This is a genomic window from Streptomyces thermoalcalitolerans (assembly GCF_039525155.1).
Classification (GTDB): Bacteria; Actinomycetota; Actinomycetes; order Streptomycetales; family Streptomycetaceae; genus Streptomyces; species Streptomyces thermovulgaris.
Genome location: NZ_BAAAHG010000013.1, coordinates 83,736 through 100,181, shown reverse-complemented (window position 1 = coordinate 100,181; position 16,446 = coordinate 83,736). Strand labels below are relative to the sequence as shown.

Sequence of the window (16,446 nt, the reverse complement as noted above, 5' to 3'; positions counted from 1 at the left end):
TCTCACACCATCTGTCTCATTTGATGAGCAGATGAGCAGGCCGGTCGGGCGACCCCGTAGGGTGGGAGATGTGACCGTGAACGCTAAGACCAGCCCGAGCGCTGGCAACACCTGGCGAAATCTGCCCGCGGCGCAGCAGCCCGAGTACCCCGACCCCGAGGCTCTGCGCGCAGTGATCGCGGACCTCGAGACGTATCCGCCGCTCGTCTTCGCAGGCGAGTGCGACCAGCTGCGCGCCCGGATGGGAGCCGTTGCCAGGGGCGAGGCGTTCCTCCTGCAGGGAGGCGACTGCGCCGAGACGTTCGACGCGGTGTCCGCCGACCAGATCCGCAACAAGCTCAAGACCCTGCTCCAGATGGGCGCCGTGCTCACGTACGCCGCCTCGGTGCCGGTGGTGAAGGTGGGCCGGATCGCCGGCCAGTACTCCAAGCCGCGCTCCAAGCCGACCGAGACCCGCGACGGGGTGACGCTGCCGAGCTACCGGGGCGACGCGGTCAACGGCTTCGAGTTCACCGAGGCCGCCCGGGTCCCGGACCCGGAGCGGCTGAAGCGGATGTACCACGCCTCGGCCTCCACGCTGAACCTGGTGCGCGCCTTCACCACCGGCGGCTACGCCGATCTGCGTCAGGTGCACGCCTGGAACCAGGACTTCGTGAAGTCCTCCCCCTCCGGCCAGCGTTACGAGCAGCTCGCCCGTGAGATCGACAACGCGCTCAACTTCATGCGGGCCTGCGGCGCGGACCCGGAGGAGTTCAAGACCGTCGAGTTCTACTCCTCGCACGAGGCGCTGCTGCTCGACTACGAGGCGGCGCTGACCCGTGTCGACTCGCGCACCGGGCAGCTGTACGACGTCTCGGCGCACATGCTGTGGATCGGTGAGCGCACCCGGCAGCTGGACCACGCGCACATCGAGTTCGCCTCGAAGATCCGCAACCCGATCGGCGTCAAGCTCGGCCCGACCACGACGGCCGAGGAGGCGCTGCAGTACGTCGAGCGTCTCGACCCCGACCGGGAGCCGGGCCGGCTGACGTTCATCGTCCGCATGGGCGCCGACAAGATCCGCGACCGGCTCCCCGAGCTGGTGGAGAAGGTCACGGCGTCGGGCGCGACCGTGGCCTGGGTGACCGACCCGATGCACGGCAACACCTTCGAGGCGGCCTCCGGCCACAAGACCCGTCGCTTCGACGACGTGCTCGACGAGGTCAAGGGCTTCTTCGAGGTGCACAAGGCGCTGGGCACGCACCCGGGCGGCATCCATGTGGAGCTGACCGGTGACGACGTCACCGAGTGCGTGGGCGGCGGCGACGAGATCTTCGTCGACGACCTGCACCAGCGCTACGAGACGGCCTGCGACCCGCGGCTGAACCGCAGCCAGTCCCTCGACCTGGCGTTCCTCGTCGCGGAGATGTACCGGGACCAGTGAGACGGCCGCCTCGCGGGAGGCGTACGAGGTGGGGCGCGGATCACACACGATCCGCGCCCCACCGGCTTTTGCACCTCCCGCGAAACCAGTAAGGTTAGGTTTGCCTTACCGAGAACTCGGAAGGGTGTCGTCGAACCGTTCCCGGCGCAAGGGTGAACCGCGTGTACGTCTGCAGTTGCTTCGCCGTCACCGAGCAGCAGGTCGAGCAGCACGCGGAGAACGGCGCCCGCACTCCCCGCCAGATCGCCTCGGTCTGCAAGGCGGGCACGGACTGCGGCTCGTGCGTACGCCGTATCCAGGCCCTCCTCGGCAGAGGCGCGGCCCCGCGCCGGGAGCCGGCCGGCCGGGGACGCCCCCTTCCGACGGGTCCGGCCATGGCCCCGGCCCCGCGCCCGGACCTCGGCGAGGCCGCCTAGCCCTCCGGCCGGTCCTACCGATTCTTGCCCCTCACTCCTCCGGCTGTTCGACCACCTGGGCGATGTAGAGGGCCTCGCCGAGCTTGTCCAGCAGCTCCAGCTGGGTCTCCAGGTAGTCGATGTGGTGCTCCTCGTCGGCGAGGATGTCCTCGAAGATGTTCGCCGACGTGATGTCGCCCTTCGCCCGCATCACCTCGATCCCGCGCCGCAGCCGGTCGACGGCCTCGAGCTCGATCTGCCGGTCCGCCTCGAACATCTCCTGCACGGTCTGCCCCACGCGGACGTGGAACAGCCGCTGGTAGTTGGGCAGGCCCTCGAGGAACAGGATCCGGTCCGTGAGGACCTCGGCGTGCTTCATCTCGTCGAACGACTCACGGCGCGTGTACCGCGCGAGTTTGTACCAGCCGTTGTTCTCCTGCATCTTCGCGTGCAGGAAGTACTGATTGATGGCGGTCAGTTCGCCGGTGAGCTGCTCGTTGAGGAACTCGATGACTTCGGGGTCGCCTTGCATCGTCAAGGCTCCTTCCGCACGGGGCCGGGGCTGGCGGGTTGCGCGGCATGATTCCACCGGCCCTCACGGCTGTCCAGTAAGTTCACACTTATTATGAGTTGACTGAATTGACCCAGGGGTGGTCATGTGCACCCTCCTGCGTCTGCCAGGATGGAGACATGGGTCAGCCGGTGGAACGCACGTCCGGGAACGTGTCTGGAGGGGTGTCGCAGGGGGCGGTGCAGCCGGGGCTTCCGCCGGGGCAGCGGCCGCAGCGGGGCTGGCCGGTCACGCACTACGGGCCGGTGCCCAGGTTCCGGCCCGAACGCTGGGACTTCCGGGTCTTCGGCGCCACCGCCGACGGGGAGAAGCACAGCTGGACCCACGAGGAGTTCACGGCCCTGCCCTACACCACCGTGGTGGCCGACCTGCACTGCGTCACGAGGTACAGCGTGCTCGGTGCCGAGTGGGGCGGCATCCTGGCCCGCACCATCCTGGACCTCGTCCCGCCCGCCCCGGACGTCACCCATGTGATGGCGTGGGCGGAGTACGGCTACAGCGCCAATCTGCGCCTGTCCGACTTCGCCTCCGAGCGCACCCTCTTCGCCACCCACAAGGACGGCGAACTGCTCACCGCGGAGCACGGCTTCCCGCTCCGTCTGATCGTCCCCCACCTGTACGGCTGGAAGGGCCCCAAGTGGGTCCGCGGCGTGGAGTACATGACCGCCGACCGCCGCGGCTTCTGGGAGGAGCGCGGCTACCACAACATCGGCGACGTGTGGAAGGAGCAGCGGTACTCCTACCAGGAGGAACCGGGAGACGGACCGGAGCTGTGACGGCGGCGCGGCTCAGCCGTCCCTGAGCTTCTTCAGCAGGGCCACGTCCGCCGCGTGGCCCTCCTTGCCGCCCGGGGTCTCGATGATCAGGGGGACGCCCTCGGTGGCGGGGTGGGTCATCAGGGCGCGGAAGGGGTCCGCGCCGATGTGACCGGCGCCGATGTTCGCGTGCCGGTCCTTGCGCGCGCCGGCCACGTCCTTGGAGTCGTTGGCGTGGATCAGCTTCAACCGCCCCTCGCCGACCGTCTCCACCAGCCGGTCCAGCGTCCGGTGCATGCCGTCCGGGCCGGTCAGGTCGTGCCCGGCGGCGAAGACATGGCAGGTGTCCAGGCACACACCGAGCTTCGGATGGGCGTCCAGGGCCTCGAAGTACGGCCCGAAGTCCCAGGTGCGGGAACAGAGGGAGGCGCCCTGGCCCGCGGTCGACTCCAGGAGCAGACACGGGTCGTCGTCGTGGGTGAGCTCGTCGAGCAGCGGCAGCAGGCGCTCCCGTACCTGCTTCAGCGCCACCGGCCGCTCCCGGCCGCCGGTCGCGCTCCCGGTGTGCACGACGACGCCCAGGGCGCCGATCTCCCGTCCGCGCCGCAGCGAGTGCCGCAGCGACCGGACGGACCGCTCCACGGTCGCCTCGGTGTGCGAACCGAAGTTGATCAGATAGGGCGCGTGGACGTACGCCGGGATCGACTCCTCGGCACAGGCCGCGCGGAACGCCTCGTCCTGCCGCGGATCGCCGGCGGGCGTGGCCCAGCCGCGCGGATTGGCGACGAAGACCTGTACGGCCTCGGCCCTCAGGTCACGGGCGTAGGACAGGCCCACCGAGCACAGCCCGCCGGCGACGGGCACATGGCTGCCGACGGGGTTGCGGAGGGGACCGGGAAGGGCGCGGGACTGCTCACTGCTCACCTGTTCAGGGTGGCATGCGCCCGGCGGCCGGGTGCCGCCGGGCGCCGCGCATCCGCCGACTTAGGCTTTCCCGGGGCTCACCGGATGGTGATCGTGACCGTCGATCCCTTCGGGGCCAGGTCGCCGCCCTTCACGGACTGCCGCCGGACGGTGTCGCCGAACAGCCCGAGCAGACCGCGGTCCTCCTCGACCGTGAAGCCGGCGGCCTCCAGCTCGCTCCTGGCCTCGTCCACCTTCTTGCCGACCACGTCCGGCACCTCGACCATCTCGGGACCCTTGGACAGCGTCAGCGTGACCGTGTCGCCCTCGGCGGCCCGGCTGCCGCCCGCCGGGGTCTGCTGGGCGACCTGGCCCTTGTCGAACTCGGAGTTCACCTGTTCGGAGGCGATCCGCACCTTCAGACCGGCCTCCTCCAGAGCGGACTTCGCCCGGTCCAGGTCCTTGCCGGTGACGTCCGGCACGTCCACCGCGCGGCCCTTGCTGACGACGAGCGCGACCGCCGAGCCGGCGCGCCGTTCGGTGCCCGCCTCGGGCCTGGTGCCGATCACCGAGCCCCTGGCCACGCTCTCGCTGAACTCCCGGGTCACCATGCCCGGCTCCAGCCCCTCCTTCTTCAGCAGGGCCCGTGCCTCGTTCAGCGGACGGCCCTCGAGGTCGGGCACCTTCACGGTCCTCGGTCCGTCGGAGACGGTGAGCGTCACCGAGCCGCGGGTGCGGATCCGGGCGCCCGCCTCGGGGTCCGTGCTGATCACCGTGCCGCGCTCGACCGTGTCGCTGTACGCGTGCCTGACCTCCTTGACCTCGAGGCCGGCCTCCTTCAGCCGCTTCCTCGCCTCTGCCTCGGTCTTCGCCAGCAGCGGCGGGACCCTGGTGAACTGGCCCGAGTTGATGTACCACACCCCTGCGCCGAGGCCGAGGACCAGCAGGACGGCGGCGACGACCGTGAGCGGCCCCCGCCGGAGCCTAAGCGGACGCCGCGCACCGGAGGCCGGCGGAGGCGTCTCGAGACGGGCGGTGCGGTCGAGGCCGCCCTCGTCCGGTTCCGCGCCGGCGTCCCCGTCCGCGAACTGGCGGCGCGGCACCGTGAGCGCGCGCGGGATCACGCTCGTGCGGTCCTCCGCGTTGTCGTGCTCCGTGGTGAGGGCCTGTGGCGGCAGGGCGTCCAGCTGCTCCTCGGTGAGCCGCGCGCGTGCCTCGCGCACATGGGCGAGCAGCGCGACCGCGTCCTGCGGCCGGTCGTCCGGGACGCGCGCGGTGGCCCGGGCGACCAGCTCGTCCAGCTCGTGCGGCAGCCCCGGAACGGCGGCCGACGGGGCCGGCACGTCCTCGTGGAGGTGCCGGTAGAGAATCTGGGCGGGGGACCCCCCTTGGTGGGGTTTGTCGCCGGTCAGCATCTCGTACAGCACGACGCCGCACGCGTACACGTCGACCCGGGGGTCGGCCGTGCCGTGCTCGATCTGCTCCGGCGCGAGGTAGGAGACGGTGCCGAGGACGGCCCCGGTGGTGTGCGTCGCCGTGTCCACGGAGCGCACCAGCCCGAAGTCGGCGACCTTGACCCGGCCGTCGTCCCCTATCAGGACGTTCTCCGGCTTCATGTCCCGGTGCACGAACCCGGCGCGGTGCGCGGCGCCCAGCGCGGCGAGCATCGGCTCCAGGATGTCCAGCGCGGCCCGCGGCTGCAGCGCCCCGCGCTCGCGCAGCACGTCGCGCAGGGTGCAGCCGGGGACGTACTCCATCGCGAGATACACATACGACCCGTCAGTGCCCTGGTCGAAGACCTGCACCACGTTCGGGTGGGAGAGCCGGGCGACCGACTTGGCCTCGCGGATGAACCGTGCGACGAACGAGGCGTCGGCCGCGAGCGTCGGATGCATCACCTTGAGCGCGAGGACCCGGTCCAGACGGGTGTCCATGGCCCGGTAGACCGTGGCCATTCCGCCGGCGGCGATCCGCGCGTCGACGCGGTAGCGGCCGTCGAGCACCTGCCCGACGAGAGGGTCCTGAAGGGTCGTATCCACGCAGGTGAGTGTACGAGCAGCCCCGGACGGTCCGTCCGGACTGCGACCGACCTGTGACGGTCCGAGGGCACTTGTGCCTCCCGCCGCGGGGGCGGGTCCGCCCGCCCCCGCGACACGGCTCAGGCCGTCCCGAAGGCGGGCCGCTCCGGATCCAGCCGCGCCAGCCCCTCCATGGGGGAGGACGCCTCGGCGAAGTGCCGCTTCGGGATCCGCCCGGCCAGCCGCGCCAGCCGCCCCGCCTCGACCGCGTGTTTCATGGCCCGGGCCATGGTGACCGGCTCCTGCGCCCGGGTCACCGCCGACGCCAGCATCACCCCCGCACAGCCCAGCTCCATGGCCAGCGCCACGTCCGAGGCCGTCCCCGCTCCCGCGTCCAGGATCACCGGCACGCGCGCCTGCTCCACGATCAGCTGGAAGTTGTGCGGGTTCCGGATGCCCAGCCCGGACCCGATCGGCGACCCCAGCGGCATGATCGCCGCGCAGCCGACGTCCTCCAGCCTCCGGGCGAGCACCGGGTCGTCGTTCGTGTACGGCAGCACCGTGAACCCGTCGTCGACCAGCGTCTCCGCCGCGTCCAGCAGCTCGATCGGGTCCGGCAGCAGGGTGCGCTCGTCGGCGATGACCTCCAGCTTGATCAGGTCCGTGCCCAGCGCCTCGCGCGCGAGGCGCGCGGTCAGCACGGCCTCACCGGCGGTGAAGCAGCCGGCGGTGTTGGGCAGCACCCGGATGCCCAGCTTCTCCAGGACCGACAGCACGGATCCGTGCACGGACGGGTCCACCCGCCGCATCGCGACGGTGGTCAGCTCCGTGCCGGAGGCGAGGAGGGCCCGCTCCAGCACCTCCAGGCTGGGCGCACCCCCCGTACCCATGATCAGCCGGGAGGTGAAGGACGTCTCACCGAGGACCAGAGGATCGTCGGCCATGGCTCAGCCTCCCTGGACGGCGGTCAGTACTTCGACACGGTCCCCTTCGGCGAGGGCCGTGGACGGCCACTGCGCGCGCGGGACGACGGTCTCGTTGACGGCGGCGGCCACCCCCGAGGGGGCCGCGGTGAGGGACCGCACGACGGCGTCGAGAGCCGTGCCCGGCGCGACCCTGCGGGGTTCGCCGTTGACGGAGATGGTGACGGAGAGGTTCATGCGGGCTGCTCCAGGGATGCGGCGGCGCGAAAGCGCCGCGGACTGAAGGGGCGGGCCTCGTCCGGCAGTTCGCCGGTGGTCAGGACGTGCGCCATGGCGTCACCGGTGACCGGCGTGAGCAGCACGCCGTTGCGGTGGTGCCCGGTGGCCAGCAGCAGTCCGTCGAGTGCGGTCGGGCCGAGCAGGGGCGCGTTGTCGGGGGAGCCGGGGCGCAGCCCGGCGCGGGTCTCCGTCAGCGGCAGCTCGGTGATCCCGGGCATCAGCTCGTGCGCGTCGCGCAGCAGCTGGTACACGCCGCCCGCCGTCACGGTCGTGTCCCAGCCCAGCTCCTCGCTGGTGGCCCCGACGACGAGTTCGCCGTCGAGCCGCGGCACCAGATAGACATGGCTGCCGCGCACCACGGCCCGTACGGTGCGGCTCAAAAACGGTGCGTACCGCGAGGGCACGGCCAGCCGCAGCACCTGTCCCTTCACCGGCCGCACCGGCGGCAGCACCTCGTCCGGGACGCCCGCGAGCCGCCCGCTGCGGCTGCCCGCCGCGAGGACCACCTGTTCCGCGCCGAGCGCGGTGCCGTCGTCCAGGACGCAGCCGGTGGCCCGGTCACGGGTCACGGTGAGCCGTTCGGCCCAGGCGCGGTGGAAGACCACGCCCGCCCGTTCGCAGGCCACGACCAGCGCGTGGGCGAGCCGCCGCGGATCGACCTGGTGGTCGTCGTCCACCCGGAGACCCCCGCGCACGCCCGGTGCGAGCATCGGCTCCAGACGCCGGCAGTCCCGCCCGGACAGCCACTCCGACTTCAGGCCCGACTGCTGCTGCAGCGCGTGCAGGTCGCGCAGGTGGGCGCGGTCGTCGGCGTCCAGCGCGACGGCGAGCGTGCCGCAGCGGCGGTAGCCGGTGTCGTGGCCGGTCAGCTCGGTCAGCTCGGCCACGAAGTCCGGATAGCGGCGGGCCGAGGCCAGGTTGAGCCCGAGCAGGGTCTGCTCGCCGTAGTGCAGTTCGGTGACGGCGGCGAGCATGCCGGCGGCCACCTGCGCGGCCCCGCCGCCCGGCTCGGGATCCACCACGGCGGTGGCGAACCCGCGCTGCGCCGCGCGCCAGGCCGTCACCAGCCCGATGATTCCGCCCCCGATGACCAGAACGTCCGACGTACGTGATGACGACATGGGCTTCCAGCCCCTCCCTTCGCCGGTATGACCCGGATCAGGTTCGTACGGTCGGAGGCCGCCAGCCTCCCTCTCAGCCCGGTGCGTCCGGGCTCCCGCGAGTCCTTGTACGGGGCCACCCTAGTCCGCGGCAGATCACCCCTGTAAGGGAGCCCCCTTCCCCCTGCAAGGGAGCCCCTTTCGGCCCCGTTCGCCGGCGGCCGCGCCCTCGCTCCCGTCGCCGCCGGGCCCCGGACGGGCGGGCGCCCGCACCCGCTCCGCGGATCACGGGCGCCGAGGGGCGGATCCGGGCCGGGTGCGCGGGCGGGGACGTCGTGCAGGGCCGTCCGGTGGGTACAGGGAGGGGGACCGCCCCGACCTTTGGTACCCGGCCTTTGGTACGTGCGGCTTCGGCGGGACGGGGCGACGGCGTCCGGGCACCGCGTGCCGGCGGTGGCCGAACCGCCCGACGGACGGGTGCGCGTGGAGGAGACCCGGCGGCGGGAGCCGCGGCCGGGCAGCGGGACGAGCGCGGGGGAAGAACCGAAGGAGCCGGCGGAGCTGGGGAAGCAGGGCGTCCCGCACGCCCCTGACTGACGGAACGTCAGTTGACTATGGTGATCGGGTGAGCGACCAGAGGCAGGAAAAGAGCACGTCACAGCCGCGGCGCGTGGTGGTCGCGGGTGCGGGCATGGCAGGTGTGCAGACCGCGGTCGCCCTGCGCGAGCAGGGCTTCACCGGCACCGTGACCCTGATCGGCGCCGAACCCCACCAGCCCTACGACCGGCCGCCGCTGTCCAAGGCCGTCCTGCTCGGCAAGGCCGAGAGCTCCGCCTTCGACATCGACTTCGAGTCGCTCGGCATCGAACTGCGGCTCGGCTGCGAGGCGCTGGCCGTACGGACCGACGCGCGGGTGCTCGACACCTCCGCCGGGCCGGTGCCGTACGACGTGCTCGTCCTGGCCACCGGTGCGGAGCCGATCCGGCTGCCGGGCTCCGAGGGCGTTCCCGGGGTGCATCTGCTGCGCACCCTGGACGACGCCGAACGGCTGCGGCCGGTGCTCGCCGAGCAGCACGGCATCGTGGTCGTCGGCGCCGGCTGGATCGGTGCCGAGTTCGCCACCGCGGCACGCGAGGCCGGCTGCGCCGTGACGGTCGTGGAGGCCGCGGACCGGCCGCTCGCGGGGGCGCTGCCCGCGGAGGTGGCCGCGCCGATGGCCGACTGGTACGCCGACAGCGGCGCCGAGCTGCGGACACGCGTGCGCGTGGAGCGCGTCGAGCCCGGCGCGGTGGTGCTCGACGACGGCTCGCGGCTGGCCGCGGACGCCGTCGTGGTCGGCATCGGCGCGCGGCCGGCCACGGACTGGCTGGCCGGCTCCGGCATCGAACTGGGCGCGCACGGCGACGTCCTGGCCGACGACCGTCTGCGCACCTCGGCGCCGGACGTGTACGCGGTCGGCGACTGCGCCTCCTTCCCCTCGAGGCGGTACGGGGAACGCCTGCTGATCCACCACTGGGACAACGCGCTGCAGGGGCCGCGCACGGTCGCGGCCGATGTCGTCGGCCTGGGGCCCGCGGTCTACGACCCGGTGCCGTACTTCTGGTCCGAGCAGTTCGGCCGCTTCGTGCAGTACGCCGGCCACCACGCGTCCGCCGACACCACCCTCTGGCGCGGTGATCCCTCCGGGGCGGCGTGGACGGTCTGCTGGCTGCGCGAGGGACGGCTCGTCGCCCTGCTGGCGGTCGGCCGGCCGCGGGATCTGGCGCAGGGCCGGCGGCTGATCGAGTCCGGGACACCCATGGACCCGGACCGGCTGGCGGACCCGGCGCGGCCGCTGAAGGCGGCGACCGCGTGAGGCACACGACCACCGGCGGACGAACGTGACTTCCTCGTGCCGGTGGCAGATGGCAGGCTGGATTCCGTGACCGAGATTGACGCAAAGATCGATGCTCTCGTCCCTGCCTGGCTCACCCTCCCCGACGTCGCCGAAAGGCTCGGTGTCGAGGTGACACGCGTGCGGCAGATGGTCAAGGAGGGCCAGCTCATCGCCGTACGCCGTGGTGAGAACCGCGCGCTGCACGTCCCCGCCGCCTTCATCGACGGCAGCAAGGTGGTCAAGGGCCTGTCCGGCACCCTGACGCTCCTGAAGGACGACGGCTTCACGGTCGAAGAGATGATCGAGTGGCTGTTCACTCCCGACCCGAGCCTTCCCGGCACCCCCGCCCAGGCCCTGAGGGAGAACCGCGGCACAGAGGTGAAGCGCCGCGCCCAGGCCCTGGCGGTCTGACCCGCACGTCCGAAGCGGCGCGGGCGGCCTTCCGGGGGCGGTCGACGCATCCCCGCCGGCCGGCCGCGCCGCTCTTGACCGCAAGGGCGTCCGCGGCCCTTCGGACGGCCGCCGGGGCCGAGGGGAGGGGCACGGGCGGGGTAGGGTCCGTCCGGGCGCCGGGAGAGGGCCGGACCGGACCGCGCGGGCGGGGTCGTGCATGGCGTGCATGCGGGCCGCGTCGCCGGGTCCGTGCGCCGGCCGCGCACCCGGACCGACGAGCCCGAGACGAGCCCGAGACGCATCCGAGGGGGACCCGCCGTGTCCGACACCACTGCCGCCGCCGACGCACGGGAGAGGCTCGCCGCCGCGCGGCTGTATCTGTGCACCGACGCCCGCCGCCGGCAGGGCGACCTGGCCGAGTTCCTGGACGCCGTGCTCGCGGGGGGCGTGGACGTGGTGCAGCTGCGGGACAAGGAGATGGAGGCGAAGGAGGAGCTGGAGCACCTGGAGGTGTTCGCCGAGGCCTGTGCCCGGCACGGAAAGCTGCTCGCGGTCAACGACCGGGCGGACGTCGCCCACGCCGCCGGCTCCGACGTGCTGCACCTGGGACAGGGCGACCTCCCCGTTCCCGCGGCCCGTGCGATCCTCGGTGACCGCGTCCTGATCGGACGGTCCACGCACAGCGAGTCCGAGGCCGCCGCGGCCGCCGTGCAGGACGGCGTGGACTACTTCTGCACGGGGCCCTGCTGGCCCACCCCCACCAAGCCCGGCCGGCCCGCCCCCGGCCTCGGCCTGGTCCGGTACGCGGCCTCCCTGCGCACCGACCGGCCCTGGTTCGCCATCGGCGGCATCGACCTCGGCAACCTGGACCAGGTCCTGGAGGCCGGCGCCCGCCGTGTCGTCGTGGTCCGGGCCGTCACCGAGGCCGACGACCCCGGTGCGGCGGCGGCCGCGCTCGCCGGGCGGCTGCGGCAGGCGGCCGAGCAGGACGCCGGGCAGGGCGCCGGGTAGAGGCCGGGCGGAGATACGGCGATACGGCGGAGCGGCGTCTCAGCCAGTGGACACCTCTGGTCCGTGACCCGCCCATTTCGGGCGCCGCTGTCCGAAGGATGGACAACAGCCCGGCAATTCGGGCAAAATATTCGGCTTCCGGTTGGGGGACCACCGTCCCCTGGCTAACCTGCGGGTATGGCCCTCGGAACCGCATCCATCAGGACTGATCGCGCCCGCACCGTGCGTGACATCCTCGCCACCGGCAAGCCGACGTACTCGTTCGAGTTCTCGGCGCCGAAAACCCCGAAGGGCCAGCGGAACCTGTGGAGTGCGCTGCGCAGGGTCGAGGCGGTCGCGCCGGACTTCGTCTCCGTGACCTACGGCGCGGGCGGTTCCACACGTGAGGGCACGGTCAAGGAGACCGAGCAGATCGTCCTCGACACCACCCTCACCCCGGTCGCGCACCTCACCGCCGTCAATCACTCCGTCGCCGAGCTGCGCAACATCATCGGCCAGTACGCCGACGCCGGCATCCGCAACATGCTCGCCCTGCGCGGCGACCCGCCCGGCGACCCCATGGGCGAGTGGATCCCGCACCCGCAGGGGCTGACGTACGCGGCCGAGCTCGTCCGGCTCATCAAGGAGTCGGGGGACTTCTGCGTCGGTGTCGCCGCCTTCCCCGAGATGCACCCGCGGTCGACCGACTGGGAGACCGACGTCAGGCACTTCGTCGACAAGTGCCGCGCGGGCGCCGACTACGCCATCACGCAAATGTTCTTCCAGCCGGAGCCGTACCTCCGCCTGCGCGACCGCGTCGCCGCGGCCGGCTGCGACACCCCGATCATCCCCGAGATCATGCCGATCACGAGCGTCCGGCTGCTCGAGCGGTTGCCCCTGCTCAGCAACGCCACCATCCCGGACGGCCTCAAAGAGCGGATCCTCACAGCGAAGGACGATCCGGCGGCGGTACGCTCCATTGGAATCGAGTTCGCCACGGAGTTCTGCGCGCGGCTGCTGGCCGAAGGAGTGCCCGGACTGCACTTCATTACGCTCAACAACTCCACGGCAACATTGGAAATCTACGAGAACCTGGGCCTGCACCAGACGCCGCAGGCCTAGACCGGCCGCCTCCGTATGCGACACACTGCGTAGCGGCCACTGGGAGAGGGGCGTACATGGGCTGGACGGTCCTCTACATCGCGTTCGGCATCGTCGCGCTGTGGCTGCTCGGCGAGGTACTGCTGCAGTACAAGGCACGCCTGCGCTGGCGGCTGCTCGCCTTCGTGGGCTTCCTCGGTGTCGTCCTCGGTGTACTGATCCCGTCCGTCGTCGTCATCGGTCTGGGCGCGTCCGCGTTCGCGGTCGGCCAGACCTTTGTCACGCTGTCCTTCCGCCGCGGCTTCGCGGCCGGCTGGGCGGTCGGCCGTCCTGGGGCCGACGGAGCGGGGAAGTCGTCGCGCCGCCGCGGCAGGGGCGAGGACGAGGAAGACGAGGAATCCGCACTGGAGGTCTCCGACCTAGAGACGGACGGCGGTCGCGGCGACACCGGAACCATGCGGGCCCTGCCGGGCTACGAGAACGTGTCGTACGACCACGACGACGACCACGACGACGTCTTCACCCCGCAGCCGCGCTCGAGCAGCGGGGAGGCCACCACGGTGTACGAGCCGCAGCCCCTGCCCGAGGACACCGGCTCGTACGGCGTCTACGGCGGCTCGGCCCAGCAGCCGGGCGCGGACCGGACCCAGGACCAGTACGCCACCGCCGAGCAGAGCTACGCGTACGGCTACTCCGGCTACGGGCAGCAGGGCTACGGCTACGACACCTCCGGTCAGCAGCAGTACACCGGCTACTCCGACCCGTACGCCACCCAGACCTACGACAGCGCCTCCTATGCCACCGGCGCCACCGGCTACGGCGGCGGCCGGCAGGACTACGGGCAGCAGGGCTACGGCACCCAGGACGCCTACGCGGGCACGGGCTACGGCGGCGACACCCCGGCCGGCGGAGTATGGGTCCCGCAGCAGCGCAGCGACGAGTCCTACGGCGGCGAACTCCCGCAGGAGCAGCAGACGTACCCGTACCAGGGCGGCACCCAGGGCCGGCAGCACGGTTCGGGTTTCGGCGAGCAGTACCGCTTCTGACCGCCGCCCGGCTCACTGGGAGCCGCGGAACTCCGGTCCCTCCACGATCAGTCCGGCCACCAGCGCGCCCGACATCCCGGCGTGCGGCAGCCCGCCGCCGGGATGCGCCCAGCCGCCGACGGCGAACAGGCCGGGAAGCGCGGTGCTGTTGGCCGGGTGCAGCAGGCGTCCCTGTGCCGCGGCGAGCGCCGGCGCGGGAACGGCACCGCCCTCCGCGCCCGTTGCCCGGGCGATGTCGGCCGGGGTGCGGATCTCCTGCCACAGGATCCGGTCGCGGAGCCCGGGCACGGCACGCGAGGCGGCGGCGATCATACGGTCGGCCTGCTCCTGAAGGCCCTCCGAGGCCGCCGCCGGGACCGTCGCCGTGAGCGTGACCGCCTCGTGCCCGGGGTCCGGGACCAGTGCCGGGTCGTCCGGACGGAACACCGTGACCGTGGGGTGCGCGGGCAGGCGGGGAACCGGGCCGAACAACGCGTCGAGCTCGGCCTCGCGGTCCTGTGTGTGGACCACCGTCCGGTGGGCCGTCCCCTCGGGCCGGCCGCCGCGCAGCGCCAGCAGCACGGTGAGACGGCTGGGTGCCCCGGGCTGGGGCGGCACCTCTCCCTCACCCCGAAGAGGCGTGCCCCGGACCATCCCGTCCAGCGCACGGGGGCTTGTACCGGCGACCACGAAGTCCGCCTCGGCCACCGTCCCGTCGGCGAGCTCGACCCCGGCCGCCCGCCCGTCCTTCTCGACGATCCGCGTGACCTCGGCGCCGAAGACGAACTCGACCCGGCGGGCCAGGCACCGCTCGTACACCGCGCGCGCCAGCTCGCGCAGACCGCCGCGGACGTACCAGGTGCCGAAGGCGTGCTCCATGTACGGCAGGGCGGCGGCGTTCGCCGGGGTCGTCCGCGGATCGAGTCCGTACGCCAGCGCATGGCTCTCCAGCAGGGCGGCGAGACGCGCGTCGCGCAGCTCCCAGGCACCGACCTCGGCGAGCGTGCCGGCCCGGCGGGTGCGCAGCAGGCGCCTGTGCGGGACGGCCGGGTAGGGCTCGCGCTCGGCCAGCACGGACCAGTTGGGCCACAGGGGCTCCTCCAGGAGCGGGCGCCGGGAGCGGTCCCAGGTCTCGCGCGCCCGCACCAGGAAGTCGCCCCAGCGCCGGCCGGCGCCCGCTCCCAGGGCCTCCTCCAGGGCCGCGACGACACCCCCGCGGGACGCGTTGGGCAGGGACACCTCGGTGCCGTCCGCGAAGACGTGCCGCGCCGACGGGGTGACCTGGACCAGCTCGACGCAGTCCTCCAGCGGCTCCCTGCCGGTCTTGATGAACAGGTCGCGGTAGACGGCGGGCAGCGGCAGCAGCCCGGGCCCGAGGTCGAAGGCGAAGCCGTCCCGCTCGGCCCGGCGCACCGCACCGCCGTACGTCTCCGTCCGCTCGAACACCGTCACCCGGTGTCCCGCGACAGCCAGCCGGGCAGCCCCTGCCATCGCGCCCATCCCAGCACCGACCACCACGATTCGTCCCATGCCGGCGACTGTAGCGACCCGCACCGACAGCCCCGTCCGCACCCCACCGGCCGGTGGCTTCCCGGCGCGGTCGCGGTCGGTGCGCGGTCCGGCGACGCGGGGATGAGCACGCGGGACTGAGTATCCGTACCTAGTCGGTGAAATGAGTACGCACGCGGATGAGCAGCAAAGCGCGTGGACGAGAGAGTGGGGGCGCGGAAAGGGGTCCGGCGCCGGCACCGCCGACACGGGGCGGCGGAACGGCGCGGCCCTCGACCGTTCCTTCCGCCGGCCCGGGTCGGCGGGAGCGAGGCACGGGGGACGAAAACCCGGAGAACAGGGGGAACGCGGAGAACAGGGGGAACAGGGGGAACAACAGGGGGGAACAGGGACCCGGGGGAACAAGGGGGACCCGACCAAGGGGGGCCCGGGGGGAACGGGGGAACACGAGGAAGCGCCGGTGCGGCGTGGCCCACGGGGGGACGTGGCCACGCCGCACCGGCGTGTCCCGCTCTCAGGAGCGCCCGTTCTCAGGAGCGTCCGCTCACCCGCCCCTGCAACAGCCTGGACAGCGCCGCGTGCACGTCGTCCAGGGAGCGCTCCGGCTGGAAGGCCTTCCAGTCCAGTGCGGCCACCAGCACCATGCCGACCAGCGCCGCCGCGGTGAGCGGCACGTCGATCTCCTCGCTGAACTCGCCGTTCGCCATGCCCTCGCGCAGGACGTCCTCGACGACGGCGACCGCCTCCCGCCGCACCACCATGAGGGTGGACTGCCAGGCCCGGTTGGTGCGCCACAGCTCGGCCACGTACAGCTGGGTGAAGGACGGGTAGCGGTCGATGAAGACCAGCCCGGCGCGCACCATCGCGTCCAGGGCGTCGACCCGGCTGCCGCCCTCCCGCACGGTCCGTTCGGCCGCTTCCCTGAGGGAGGCCGTGAGCAGCCCCACCCCGTGCCGCAGCAACTCCTCGAAGAGGACGGACTTGCTGGCGAAGTTGTAGTAGACCGTGCCCTTGGCGACTCCCGCCCGTTCGGCGATCTCGTCCACGGTGGTGGCGGAGAACCCCTGCTCGGCGATGAGTGTGACGGCCGCCTCGTAGAGCTTCTGCCGGGTGGCCTCGCGGCGGGTGCTGCCGCCCGGCGCGGCGCTGCTGCGTTCCATGGCCCCGATTGTCACAGGTGCGGAA

At 72.5% G+C, this 16,446-nt stretch carries 16 protein-coding genes and 1 riboswitch; of the genes, 8 read left to right on the top strand and 8 right to left on the bottom strand.

The genetic code is table 11. The annotated features are described in order from the left end of the window. Nucleotides 1-70: 70 nt before the first annotated feature. Together ABD224_RS10910 and ABD224_RS10905 are read left to right on the top strand one after the other, a co-directional pair. Entirely contained in the window at nucleotides 71-1,423 is a 1,353-nt protein-coding gene (locus ABD224_RS10910; RefSeq protein ID WP_344049215.1) for a class II 3-deoxy-7-phosphoheptulonate synthase, read from the top strand. Between the two features lie 152 nt (nucleotides 1,424-1,575). Then, nucleotides 1,576-1,839: a (2Fe-2S)-binding protein gene (locus ABD224_RS10905; protein ID WP_344049214.1), complete on the top strand. Its 264-nt coding sequence runs from the start codon at nucleotides 1,576-1,578 to the stop codon at nucleotides 1,837-1,839. Between the two features lie 31 nt (nucleotides 1,840-1,870). On the opposite strand, the gene bfr is transcribed toward ABD224_RS10905, so the two are convergent. Beyond that, complete coding sequence (gene bfr, locus ABD224_RS10900; RefSeq protein ID WP_344049213.1) at nucleotides 1,871-2,350, bottom strand: bacterioferritin; 480 nt, start codon at nucleotides 2,348-2,350, stop codon at nucleotides 1,871-1,873. Between the two features lie 158 nt (nucleotides 2,351-2,508). Here bfr and ABD224_RS10895 point away from each other — a divergent pair, with 158 nt between their 5' ends. Then, the gene (locus ABD224_RS10895) at nucleotides 2,509-3,165 is read left to right on the top strand and encodes a sulfite oxidase-like oxidoreductase (RefSeq protein WP_344049212.1); all 657 of its coding nucleotides are present in this window, start codon (nucleotides 2,509-2,511) and stop codon (nucleotides 3,163-3,165) included. Nucleotides 3,166-3,177: 12 nt separating this feature from the next. Here the strand turns inward: ABD224_RS10895 and ABD224_RS10890 are convergent, their stop codons facing one another. The 5 genes from ABD224_RS10890 to thiO all read right to left on the bottom strand — a co-directional run bounded on the left by ABD224_RS10890 (nucleotide 3,178) and on the right by thiO (nucleotide 8,388). Then, nucleotides 3,178-4,068: a deoxyribonuclease IV gene (locus ABD224_RS10890; protein ID WP_344049211.1), complete on the bottom strand. Its 891-nt coding sequence runs from the start codon at nucleotides 4,066-4,068 to the stop codon at nucleotides 3,178-3,180. Between the two features lie 77 nt (nucleotides 4,069-4,145). Continuing rightward, the gene (gene pknB / locus ABD224_RS10885; RefSeq protein WP_344049210.1) at nucleotides 4,146-6,086 is read right to left on the bottom strand and encodes a Stk1 family PASTA domain-containing Ser/Thr kinase; all 1,941 of its coding nucleotides are present in this window, start codon (nucleotides 6,084-6,086) and stop codon (nucleotides 4,146-4,148) included. Between the two features lie 119 nt (nucleotides 6,087-6,205). Further along, the gene (locus tag ABD224_RS10880) at nucleotides 6,206-7,009 is read right to left on the bottom strand and encodes a thiazole synthase (RefSeq protein WP_344049209.1); all 804 of its coding nucleotides are present in this window, start codon (nucleotides 7,007-7,009) and stop codon (nucleotides 6,206-6,208) included. A gap of 3 nt (nucleotides 7,010-7,012) precedes the next feature. Beyond that, nucleotides 7,013-7,225: a sulfur carrier protein ThiS gene (thiS, locus tag ABD224_RS10875; protein WP_344049208.1), complete on the bottom strand. Its 213-nt coding sequence runs from the start codon at nucleotides 7,223-7,225 to the stop codon at nucleotides 7,013-7,015. Beyond that, the gene (gene thiO / locus ABD224_RS10870) at nucleotides 7,222-8,388 is read right to left on the bottom strand and encodes a glycine oxidase ThiO (protein ID WP_344049207.1); all 1,167 of its coding nucleotides are present in this window, start codon (nucleotides 8,386-8,388) and stop codon (nucleotides 7,222-7,224) included. The genes thiS and thiO overlap by 4 nt, the downstream gene beginning before the upstream one ends. After that, nucleotides 8,386-8,497, bottom strand: a riboswitch (TPP riboswitch). (Overlaps the previous gene by 3 nt.) 495 nt (nucleotides 8,498-8,992) lie before the next feature. Between thiO and ABD224_RS10865 the strand changes: the two genes are divergently transcribed. From ABD224_RS10865 to ABD224_RS10845, 5 genes are all read left to right on the top strand, one after another. Then, nucleotides 8,993-10,222 (top strand): NAD(P)/FAD-dependent oxidoreductase, encoded by a 1,230-nt coding sequence (locus ABD224_RS10865; protein ID WP_344049206.1) that lies wholly within the window; start codon nucleotides 8,993-8,995, stop codon nucleotides 10,220-10,222. 66 nt (nucleotides 10,223-10,288) lie between these two features. Next, nucleotides 10,289-10,654, top strand: a complete 366-nt coding sequence (locus ABD224_RS10860) for an Rv2175c family DNA-binding protein (protein ID WP_067392758.1) — start codon at nucleotides 10,289-10,291, stop codon at nucleotides 10,652-10,654. 300 nt (nucleotides 10,655-10,954) lie between these two features. Beyond that, nucleotides 10,955-11,647 carry a thiamine phosphate synthase gene (gene thiE / locus ABD224_RS10855; RefSeq protein WP_344049205.1) on the top strand — a complete coding sequence of 231 codons (693 nt, stop codon included), beginning with the start codon at nucleotides 10,955-10,957 and terminating at the stop codon, nucleotides 11,645-11,647. Between the two features lie 177 nt (nucleotides 11,648-11,824). Then, on the top strand, nucleotides 11,825-12,748 hold the full coding sequence (gene metF, locus ABD224_RS10850) for a methylenetetrahydrofolate reductase [NAD(P)H] (protein ID WP_344049204.1): 924 nt from the start codon (nucleotides 11,825-11,827) through the stop codon (nucleotides 12,746-12,748). Nucleotides 12,749-12,804: 56 nt separating this feature from the next. Beyond that, nucleotides 12,805-13,773 (top strand): SCO2102 family sporulation regulator, encoded by a 969-nt coding sequence (locus tag ABD224_RS10845; RefSeq protein ID WP_344049203.1) that lies wholly within the window; start codon nucleotides 12,805-12,807, stop codon nucleotides 13,771-13,773. A gap of 12 nt (nucleotides 13,774-13,785) precedes the next feature. Here ABD224_RS10845 and ABD224_RS10840 read toward each other — a convergent pair whose 3' ends face one another. Both ABD224_RS10840 and ABD224_RS10835 read right to left on the bottom strand, forming a co-directional pair. Then, the gene (locus tag ABD224_RS10840; RefSeq protein ID WP_344049202.1) at nucleotides 13,786-15,282 is read right to left on the bottom strand and encodes a phytoene desaturase family protein; all 1,497 of its coding nucleotides are present in this window, start codon (nucleotides 15,280-15,282) and stop codon (nucleotides 13,786-13,788) included. 509 nt (nucleotides 15,283-15,791) lie between these two features. Beyond that, nucleotides 15,792-16,421 carry a TetR/AcrR family transcriptional regulator gene (locus tag ABD224_RS10835; RefSeq protein WP_344049201.1) on the bottom strand — a complete coding sequence of 210 codons (630 nt, stop codon included), beginning with the start codon at nucleotides 16,419-16,421 and terminating at the stop codon, nucleotides 15,792-15,794. Nucleotides 16,422-16,446: the final 25 nt, after the last annotated feature.

Coding starts and splice junctions, on each gene's coding strand:
- metF (WP_344049204.1), top strand. CDS start 11,825: ATGGCCCTCGGAACCGCATCCATCAGGACTGATCGCGCCCGCACCGTG.
- ABD224_RS10835 (WP_344049201.1), bottom strand. CDS start 16,421: ATGGAACGCAGCAGCGCCGCGCCGGGCGGCAGCACCCGCCGCGAGGCC.
- ABD224_RS10840 (WP_344049202.1), bottom strand. CDS start 15,282: ATGGGACGAATCGTGGTGGTCGGTGCTGGGATGGGCGCGATGGCAGGG.
- ABD224_RS10845 (WP_344049203.1), top strand. CDS start 12,805: ATGGGCTGGACGGTCCTCTACATCGCGTTCGGCATCGTCGCGCTGTGG.
- ABD224_RS10880 (WP_344049209.1), bottom strand. CDS start 7,009: ATGGCCGACGATCCTCTGGTCCTCGGTGAGACGTCCTTCACCTCCCGG.
- thiS (WP_344049208.1), bottom strand. CDS start 7,225: ATGAACCTCTCCGTCACCATCTCCGTCAACGGCGAACCCCGCAGGGTC.
- ABD224_RS10895 (WP_344049212.1), top strand. CDS start 2,509: ATGGGTCAGCCGGTGGAACGCACGTCCGGGAACGTGTCTGGAGGGGTG.
- thiO (WP_344049207.1), bottom strand. CDS start 8,388: ATGTCGTCATCACGTACGTCGGACGTTCTGGTCATCGGGGGCGGAATC.
- bfr (WP_344049213.1), bottom strand. CDS start 2,350: ATGCAAGGCGACCCCGAAGTCATCGAGTTCCTCAACGAGCAGCTCACC.